This window comes from Catenulispora sp. MAP12-49 (genome assembly GCF_041262705.1).
GTDB lineage: Bacteria > Actinomycetota > Actinomycetes > Streptomycetales > Catenulisporaceae > Catenulispora.
On the sequence record NZ_JBGCCP010000031.1, the window covers coordinates 17,511 to 26,114 of the forward strand.

9 protein-coding genes are annotated in these 8,604 nt (G+C 71.3%); 3 read left to right on the forward strand and 6 right to left on the reverse strand.

What is annotated here, in order from left to right; all coding sequences use genetic code 11:
- Positions 1 to 119 precede the first annotated feature (119 nt).
- On the forward strand, positions 120 to 992 hold the full coding sequence (locus tag ABIA35_RS37640; RefSeq protein WP_370361113.1) for a universal stress protein: 873 nt from the start codon (positions 120 to 122) through the stop codon (positions 990 to 992).
- A gap of 297 nt (positions 993 to 1,289) precedes the next feature.
- Positions 1,290 to 2,483, forward strand: coding sequence for a chromate efflux transporter (gene chrA / locus ABIA35_RS37645; protein WP_370361114.1), 1,194 nt, complete (start codon positions 1,290 to 1,292; stop codon positions 2,481 to 2,483).
- Between the two features lie 15 nt (positions 2,484 to 2,498).
- On the opposite strand, the gene ABIA35_RS37650 is transcribed toward chrA, so the two are convergent.
- The gene (locus tag ABIA35_RS37650; protein ID WP_370361115.1) at positions 2,499 to 2,807 is read right to left on the reverse strand and encodes a PadR family transcriptional regulator; all 309 of its coding nucleotides are present in this window, start codon (positions 2,805 to 2,807) and stop codon (positions 2,499 to 2,501) included.
- 118 nt (positions 2,808 to 2,925) lie between these two features.
- Here ABIA35_RS37650 and ABIA35_RS37655 point away from each other — a divergent pair, with 118 nt between their 5' ends.
- A complete protein-coding gene (locus ABIA35_RS37655) occupies positions 2,926 to 3,573 on the forward strand; it encodes an MOSC domain-containing protein (RefSeq protein WP_370361116.1) in 648 nt (215 codons plus the stop codon).
- On the opposite strand, the gene ABIA35_RS37660 is transcribed toward ABIA35_RS37655, so the two are convergent.
- The 5 genes from ABIA35_RS37660 to ABIA35_RS37680 all read right to left on the reverse strand — a co-directional run bounded on the left by ABIA35_RS37660 (position 3,570) and on the right by ABIA35_RS37680 (position 8,598).
- Complete coding sequence (locus ABIA35_RS37660) at positions 3,570 to 4,847, reverse strand: MFS transporter (protein ID WP_370361117.1); 1,278 nt, start codon at positions 4,845 to 4,847, stop codon at positions 3,570 to 3,572. The two genes, ABIA35_RS37655 and ABIA35_RS37660, sit on opposite strands and share 4 nt — an antisense overlap.
- A gap of 128 nt (positions 4,848 to 4,975) precedes the next feature.
- A complete protein-coding gene (locus ABIA35_RS37665) occupies positions 4,976 to 5,209 on the reverse strand; it encodes a hypothetical protein (RefSeq protein ID WP_370361118.1) in 234 nt (77 codons plus the stop codon).
- Positions 5,206 to 5,436, reverse strand: a complete 231-nt coding sequence (locus tag ABIA35_RS37670; protein WP_370361119.1) for an MbtH family protein — start codon at positions 5,434 to 5,436, stop codon at positions 5,206 to 5,208. Before ABIA35_RS37670 ends, ABIA35_RS37665 begins: the two co-directional genes overlap by 4 nt.
- Positions 5,429 to 5,983 (reverse strand): hypothetical protein, encoded by a 555-nt coding sequence (locus ABIA35_RS37675; protein ID WP_370361120.1) that lies wholly within the window; start codon positions 5,981 to 5,983, stop codon positions 5,429 to 5,431. The genes ABIA35_RS37670 and ABIA35_RS37675 overlap by 8 nt, the downstream gene beginning before the upstream one ends.
- Complete coding sequence (locus ABIA35_RS37680; RefSeq protein WP_370361121.1) at positions 5,965 to 8,598, reverse strand: penicillin acylase family protein; 2,634 nt, start codon at positions 8,596 to 8,598, stop codon at positions 5,965 to 5,967. The genes ABIA35_RS37675 and ABIA35_RS37680 overlap by 19 nt, the downstream gene beginning before the upstream one ends.
- Positions 8,599 to 8,604 lie beyond the last annotated feature (6 nt).

Below are 8,604 nucleotides of genomic sequence, written 5' to 3' on the forward strand. Positions count from 1 at the left end.
GATGGTTGTACAGCCGCCGACGGCGCCACGGTCACCCTCCGCCCCACAGCACCGCGGGACCTCGTCATGACCGCGGGCTTCCGGAATCGAGCCCAACGGACCCGAGAGAGGACGTCATCATGAAGCACACCGTCGTCGTCGGCTACGACCAGAGCCCGTCCGGCGACCGCGCCCTGGCCCAGGCCGGACGCGAGGCCGCCTGGCGCGACGCCGGCGTCACCGTCGTGACCGGCTTCCACTGGATCGCCGTGCCGTCTCCCATGGGCTACATGCCGGCCGACATCCAGACGCCGTTGCAGGACGCCGCCGAGAAGGTCGCCGCCGACGGCGTGCGATGGCTGCGCCGGCACTATCCCGGCATGCCCGTGGACTCGGCCGTCATCTCCGGCCCCACCGCCGACGCCATCGCCGAGGCGTCCCGGGACGCCGAGGTGCTGGTGCTCGGCAACCGCGGCCGCGGCGGGTTCGCCGGCCTGCTGCTCGGCTCGGTGTCCATGCGCACCCTGACCCTGGCCTCGTGCCCGACGATGGTGGTGCGCGGCGAACCCCGGGAACCGGCCGACTCGGTCGTGCTCGCGCTCGACATCGAGGACGCCGCCGACAGCGTCATCGGGTTCGCCTTCACCGAGGCCGCCGCGCGCGGCGCCCGACTGCGCGCGATCAGCGCCTGGGACCTGGGTTGGACCCGCACCGCCGAGCCGGAGGGCGCCGCCGGCCTGGACACGGCCAAGGCCCGCTTCATGACCGACATCCGCACGACGGCCGCGGCGCGGCTCAACCCCTGGCAGGCGAAGTTCCCCGACGTCCGCTGCACGATCGAGGCGGCGGACGAACCCCCGAGCGCGGTTCTGACCCGGGCCACGCAGACCGCCGATCTGATCGTGGCCGGCGCGCACCGGCGCGCCGACGGGCACCTCGGCATGCGGCCCGGGCCGATCGTCCACACCCTGCTGCACCAAGCGGAATGCCCGGTCGCGGTGGTCCCGCGCTGAGTGCCCGTTCCGCCGGGGCCGAACACCGGAAGGGCGCGCCCCGGGACAAGCTGCCGAGCCCGTAAGCCGCGATGAGGCAAGGAGAACGGTCATGACCTGCGTCTGGGTGACCTCCACCGACGGCGACCTGCTGCGCGCGGACCAGATCCGGCAGGTCAACGTCGTCGACGGCCTGCGGGCCGTGCTCATCGGCGGCAGCCAGTTCCTGCTGGCCGACACCGAGAGCCGCCTCGGCCATAAGATATCGAGAACCGATATCGGAGCCCGTGATCGGGCACGCAGGCAGGAGCTTCAGGCGTGGCGAACCTGGCACAGACGACGCCGGGCCGGGACGGCGACCGACCCGTCAGCCTGGCGACCATCGCCCGCGAGTGGGGCCGGATCGGCTGCGTCGGCTTCGGCGGTCCGCCCGCGCACATCGCGCTGCTGCGCGACCTGTGCGTCAAACGCCGCGCGTGGCTGACCGGGACCGAGTTCGAGGACGGGATCGCGGCGACGAACCTGCTGCCGGGACCGGCGTCCACGCAACTGGCGATATACACGGCCTGGCGACTGCGCGGCACCGTCGGCGCGATCGTCGGCGGTGTCTGCTTCATCGTCCCCGGCCTGATGCTGATCCTGGCGCTGGCGGCGTTGTTCCTGGCCGGGAATCCGCCGCTCGCGGTACGCGGCGCCGCCGCCGGCGCGGGCGCCGCGGTGGCCGCCGTGGCCGTGCAGGCCGCGTGGGGTCTGGTGCCCGGCAGCTGGAAACGGGCCGGCACCGCCAGGCCGGCCCGGATCCGCTGGGTCTGCTATGGCGCCGTCGGTGCGCTCGCCGCAGCGCTGGTCGGCCCCTGGCTGGTGCTCGCGATGATCGGCACCGGTCTGCTGGAGGTGGCGGTCCGCACCGGCCGGGCCGCGCCGCGCGCCCCGCGAGGCCTCGCGCCCGTTCCACTGGCCGCGGCCGCCCCGGCGACCGGCGGTCTGCTCGCGTTGACGTGGGTGGCGTTCAAGGTCGGCGCTCTGTCCTACGGCGGCGGGTTCGTCATCATCCCCCTGATGCAACACGACGCCGTCCACACCTACCACTGGATGACCGACGCCCAGTTCCTCAACGCGGTGGCCCTGGGCCAGATCACCCCGGGCCCGGTGGTCCAGACCGTCGCCGTGGTCGGCTACGCCGCGGCCGGCATCGGAGGCGGACTGCTGGCCGCACTCGTCGCCTTCGGACCGTCGTTCCTGTTCGTCATCGGCGGGGCTTCACATTTCGACCGGCTGCGTACCAGTGAACGGGTCCAGGCCTTCCTCACCGGGGCCGGACCGACGGTGATCGGGGCCATCGCCGGATCAGCGATCCCCCTGGCCGCCGCGCTCCAGCACCTGTGGCAGTTCGGGGTCCTCGCCATCGCCGGGGCGTGGCTTCTGGCGCTGCGGCGCGGCGTCGTCAGCACGCTGGTCGGCGCCGGTGTGCTGGGCGTCGGGGCCGCCTTGATCGGTTGGCCGGTCGGCTGACTCCCGCCTGCCCGGTCACGCCGGACCGGCGTCGCCCAGAACCTCACGGGCCAGCTCGGCCAGCGAGGCCTTGTCCTGGGCCAGCGCCGCCCGGCCGGCCTCGGTGGCGCGGTAGACGCGCCGTGTCCGGCCCTCGACGACCTGCTGTTCGGACGACAGCAGCCCCTCGGACTCCAGCCGGTGCAGTGTCGGATACAGCGTTCCGGGGCTGATGTCGTAGCCGTGCCGTCCGAGTTCCTCGGTCAGCCACGCACCGTGCACGCCCTCCTCGGCCGCGTGATGGAGGATGTGCAGGCGCACGGCGCCTCGCTGGAACTCCCGCACCGAATGCCCCCTCCATGAACAGTGTTGAAACCGATATCGGCTACCGATTCTACGGTGCGCGGACGGTATGCGGTCCGGCTGTCATGGCTGCGAACCCCAGGACGGCTATCGTCGGATCATGGCACTGCTTCCCCGGGTCGTATCGGTGAACGTCGGCTCGGCGCAGCCGACCGAGCACTCCGATGCCGATTTCACAGGTATCGACAAGCGGCCGGCGCCCGGGCCGGTCCGGATCACGGTGCCCGGGCCCGGCGGCAGCGGCCTGGCCGGGGACGTTCTGTGCGACACGCGGTTCCACGGCGGCCCGGGGCAGGCGGTGTACGCCTTCGCGCGGGAGGACCTGGACGAGTGGTCCGCCGTTCTGGGCCGCACCCTCAGCAACGGGATCTTCGGGGAGAACCTGACCACCTCGGGACTGGACGTCACCGGCGCGATCGTCGGCGAGCGCTGGCGCGCCGGCACGGCGCTGCTGGAGGTGACCGCGCCGCGCATCCCGTGCCGGACGTTCGCGGGGTGGCTGGGCGAGCGGGGGTGGATCAGGACCTTCACACAGCGCGCCGCCCCGGGCGCCTACCTTCGCGTGGCCGAGGAGGGGCACGTCGAAGCCGGGGACGAGGTCACCGTCCTGGACCGTCCCGGCCACGAGGTCACCATCGGCGTGGCGTTCCGCGCGCTGACGACCGAGCGTGAACTCCTGCCTCGGCTGCTGACGGTCGAGGCGCTCGCCGAGACGGCCCGCAGGCGGCTCGGCGGCGCGCCCGACTAGAGCCGGCGCAGGCTGCGGCTGGCCAGGCCGGTCAGCGCCACCGCCGCGAAGCCCAGGCCGGTGAGGTGGAACATCGCCGCCGGCGACCAGTGGCGCAGGACCAGGCCGGCGACGGCCACCGACAACGGGAACATGGCGAAGGTGACCAGGCTGATCAGGGCTTGGGCGCGCGCCAGCAGATACGGCGGCGGCATGCGCTGGGTGGCGGTCATGACCAGCACGGCCAGGACGCCGTCGAGCGCGCCGATCACCGCCATCGTCACCGCCATGGGAAGCAGTCCACCGACGTGGGGTAGCGCGGCGAGCAGGCCGCCGTTGACGGCGAGCGCCGCGACGACGATCAGCCCCTGGCGTTTCCCGTGGACGAGAGCGCCGGCCGACCCGCCGCCGGCGAGCATGCCGACGCCGAGGGCGGCCATCAGCCAGCCGTAGCCGGCGGGGCCGAGGTCGTGGCGGCTGCGGGTCAGGACCGGCAGGGCTACTTCCAGCGTGCCGCCGACCGATGCGCCCAGGACCGCCGTCATCAGCAGGACCGTTCGATACAGTGGTGAGGAACGGACGAAGGCGGCCAGGGACAGCGTTCTGACAGTGTCCGGCTGTTGCGGGGCGAGCGCCGAATCCGGCCCCTCGGTGCAGAGCGCGGCGCGGTGGCGCTGATTGATCGCCAGCAGGGCCAGCGCGGATACCGCGAACGAGGCGGCGTCCACCCCGACCGCGGGCCAGGGCGCGACCACCGCGACCAGGGCGCCTCCGATCGGCGGTCCGATGACGTTGGCGAACAGGTTCGCCGCGATGCCGACCGAGTTCGCGGCCGGCAGCTCGGCGTCCGGGACCAGCACCGGGGTGATGGACCGGTACGCGGGAAGGTGCGCACCTTCGCAGGCCCCGAGCAGCACTCCGGTGACGACCAGCTGCACCAACGACGGTGTCCCCCGCGCGGCGGTGACCGTCAACGCGGTCAGCGCGCCGCACCGGACGACGTCCGCGCCGAGCATCACCGGCCGCGCGCCGAACCGGTCGGCCAGCGCTCCCCCGGGCAGCGCGGTGACGATCCTGGCCAGGCCGAAGCCGGTGAGGGTCGTGCTCAGGCCGCTGGTGGCGTAGCCGGAGCCGAGGATCAGGAACGGCAGGGCGACCAGGTACACCATGTCGCCGAGCGTGGACAGGGACTGCCCGGCGACCAGGATCCGGAAGTCGCGGCGACGCAGCGGGGCCAGCGGTGAACGCCCTTCGCGCGACGCGGCCGGCGTCGCCGTCGCAGGTTCGGCACTCATCGACGATCTCCCGTGGCTCGAAGGGATCAAGGAATCACAACGAGGGGCGGCGTGCACCGTCGCGCGCCGCCCCGAAGCCGCCGGGCCGGGCCCGATCCGGTCCGGCAGCGTCCTTCAGGGAAAGCGACTCAGCCCACGTCCGCCGGAACGGCGAACCCGAGCTCCTCGTGGCAGAACCGCTGCCACTGCTCGCTGTCGTCGCGGAACGCCGGTTCGTCGGCGAACGCGTCGGCGGTGAGGCTGAGGTCCTCCCACAGGAACAACGGGCCCACGGGAGCATGTGCATCAGCCCATTGCGACGCCGCCTCGAAGCCCTTCAGCGCCTCGGGCGAGTAGGCCCGGCTGTATCGCAGCATGCTCATCCCTCCGTCGGCTCGCCGGCGGCCGCGGCGGCCATCGCCTTGCGCAGGCTCAACGGCCGCATATCGGTCCACACCTGGTCGATGTGGTCCAGGCAGTCGCGCTTGGGTCCGCGGACCCCGACCTCGGTCCAGCCGTTGGGCAGGTCGCGGCCGGTCAGCCAGATCGAGTACTGCTCCTCGTGGTTGATCACGACCGCGTATTCGCGGGTGTCCTCGTCATCAGACATCGCCAACCGTCTCCTCTTGATGTTCGATGGGTTCCTCGGTGGGCACCGGGATCGGGACGGCTCCCGTCCCCCGCCTCACTTCCTGAGTGGCACCGACGACCTGCCGCACGGCCGCGGTCACCCACGCTCCGGCGGCGCACAGCGCGATCGCGTACAGCACCGTCAGCACGTATCCGAGCCACGCCGCGTTGTCGCTGATGCCGGCCAGCCCGATCGTCACGCGGGAGACCCGCGTGGTGTCCATCTCGGTCCAGCGGCGGAACAGATCGCCGCCCCAGCTGACCAGCGGCACCGCCACGCTGAACAGCGCCACCGCACGGCCGTGCAACAGCAGCGCGGCGCCGATGCCGGTGAGGATGGTGACCCACCACCAGCCGAGCTGGTTGCCGCCCCAGTCCAGAACGACTCCGCCGACGCCGACGGCCGCGCCGCGGGTCAGGATCCGGCCGAGGACGCTGGAGTCCGTGTCCGTGTCCGGGTCCGCCAAGCCGGCCAGCCGGCCGGTGCGCCTGCCGGGCAGGCGCCGGGTCAGGGCTTGAGTGTCCATGTCCGTCCCTTCGTCGCGGCCAGGGCCTGAGTGCCCTCGAGCAGGGGTGAGTTGCGTCCGGCGAACCAGTCGGCGAGCCGGTCTGAATACCAGGGGGAGGCGGGGTTCTCGCTCTGTCCGCCGGGATAGACGCCGACCGCCTGCCCGGTGCCCCAGTCCACGACCATGCGCCAGCTGACGCCGCCGACGGCCACTCCGGTGAGGGTCTTGCCGTGCCGTACCGGGGCGGCGCTGACCACCGAGTTGATGGTGCGGCCGCTGCCGCCGGTGGGGAACGGGCCCTCGTCCAGCGTCGGGGATTTCAGCAGCGAAGCGATCATCACCTTGTGGGTGCCGCCGAAGGTCCACTTGCTCTCGTCGGGCCCGCGGGTCTTCTCCATGCCGGTGACGGCGGAGGCGAAGGCGGCGCGCACGACGTCGGTCGCGTTGTGGGTCGTCGATCCGGGCGGGGAGAAGACCGGGTTGTCCGTGTCGCTGATGGTCATGTTGATCAACAGGCCGTTGAGTCCGTCCACGGCGTACGTGCTGTCGCTGGTGCGCGGCGTGAACACGTCGCGTGGCGGGGCCGGGACCTTGTACTGCTGCCAGACCGGGTGCCACACGTCGTATCCGTACATCACCATGAACCGGCCGAACACGGCCGCCGCGGTGGAGTTCGCGGTGACGGTGTAGTTCCAGTTCTTCAGGTCGTTGATCGCCTTGGTCTCCGCCGGATCCCACTTCCCGCCCTGCAAGTCGCTCAGCACTGTGGGCAGCAGGTTCCGGGCGACGTCGTCGACCGAGGACATCTGCAGGGCCTGCATCTGCTGCGAGGTGATGCCGGTGGCGCCGGTGAGTGCCTTGGTGATCTCGGTGGAACGCCACCCCTGGTCGAAGAAGTCGTAGCCCTGGCCGTAGTAGTACGGGTAGTCGGTACCGACCTCCCGCTGGTTGGCGGTCTGCGCGAACCCGGACGGCGGGTTGTAGGTGATCGGCAGCGCCTCGAACGGAATGGTGCCGATGACGTCACACGACCCGGTGCCGGACATCGGCAGGTACGGCAGGCAGCTGTCGGAGGTCTGCGGCTGGACACCGGCGTTGATGATGCCGATGTTCCCGGAGTCGTCGGCGTACGCGAAGTTCTGCGCCGGCGTGATCCAGGTGCGCAACGCCTGGTGGACCTGGTCGAAAGTGGTGGCCTTCTCGATCGTCAGCATGCTGTCGAGGTTGTCGCTGGGCATCGAGCCGGTGAAGTACACCGCCGCGGTGACTCCTTGGACGGTCATGATCGGGCCGTGCACCGTCATCCGGGTCGTGTACGTGACCGTCGAGCCGTCGTGCAGCTTGATCCTGTTGACGATCTTGGTCATCGGCCGCCACTGCCCGTCCCAGAAGTACTGGTCGGGGTGTGCGGCGTCGGTCTGCTCCAGGTAGTAGAAGGTGTTCGGGCGCTGTGAGTTGGTCAGACCCCAGCTGATGTGCTGGTTCTTGCCGTCCAGTACGGCCGGGATGCCGGGCACGGTGACGCCGGACAGGTGGTAGGACGGCGAATTCAGCTCCACCTGGTACCAGATCGAGGGGATGGTCAGGTCCAGGTGCGGGTCCGAGGCCATGATCGGCTTGCCGGAGGCCGTGAGCTTGCCGGAGACCACCCACGCATTGCTGTCTCCGATGGTGTGGTACGCGTTCACAGGAAGCTGCGACATCCGGTCCTGGAGCGCGAGGGAGGCGTCGATCGCCTGCGCGGAGGATCCGGTCTGGAACTGGGCCGCCGAGCCCGCCGCCTGCGGCACGGTACCGCCGGTCGGCGTCGGTGCGCCGTCATCGCGCGCCGGCATCGGGGTCAGCGGCAGCTTCTGGTACGGACCCGGGTCGTACGGGAACTGCGGGTTCTGCCCGACGGTCTTGTAGAGCTGATCGAACTTCTGCTGGCCGAACGCTCCGGCGATGTAGCTGTAAGCGGTCGGCAGCGGGTCGAAGGAAAGCGTCTGGGTCTCCAGCCGCTGCACGGCCAGGCTGTCCACCGGGGTCCACGGCTCGGCGGAGAAGTTCATGAGCTTGTAGTAGAGAGGCAGGGAGTTGTCTTTCTTCATCTCCGCCATGGCGGCGTTGACGCCCTGCGTGAACTCGGTGAGCACGGCGCGCGCCGGGGAGTCGGTCGGCAGCGCGTCCCAGTCCCGCTGAGCGGCGCGCAGCAGGCCGAGGTCGAGTTCGTACTCGTCGGAGGGCAGTGCGGCGGGATCGTTGGTGGTCTGGGCCAGTCGTCCTTCGGCCTGGCGGCGCGCCATGTCCATCTCGAACAGGCGGAAGCGGGCCTGGGTGTAGCCCAGGGCCTTGAACATGTCGGCGTCGGTGCCGGCGTTGATGTGGGCGGTACCGTTCGCCTCGAAGGAGACGGTGGCGGTGCTGTCCAGGCCGGGCAGGGTGAGGGTCTGGTCGTGCGGCGGGTCGCCCTGGTCGGCGGTGATCCAGACGCCGGTGCCGGGGTTGATCGCGGCGCCCAGCGGCGGGATGGTCCCGGCGCCGGCGACGGAGACCTGCAGGACCGCCACGGCCAGCGCGAGCGCCCCGACCAGTGAGGTCACCCGCAGGCCGAGCCGGCCGCGCGGTGTCAGGCTCCTTCTCCATGATCTCAAGGTGGT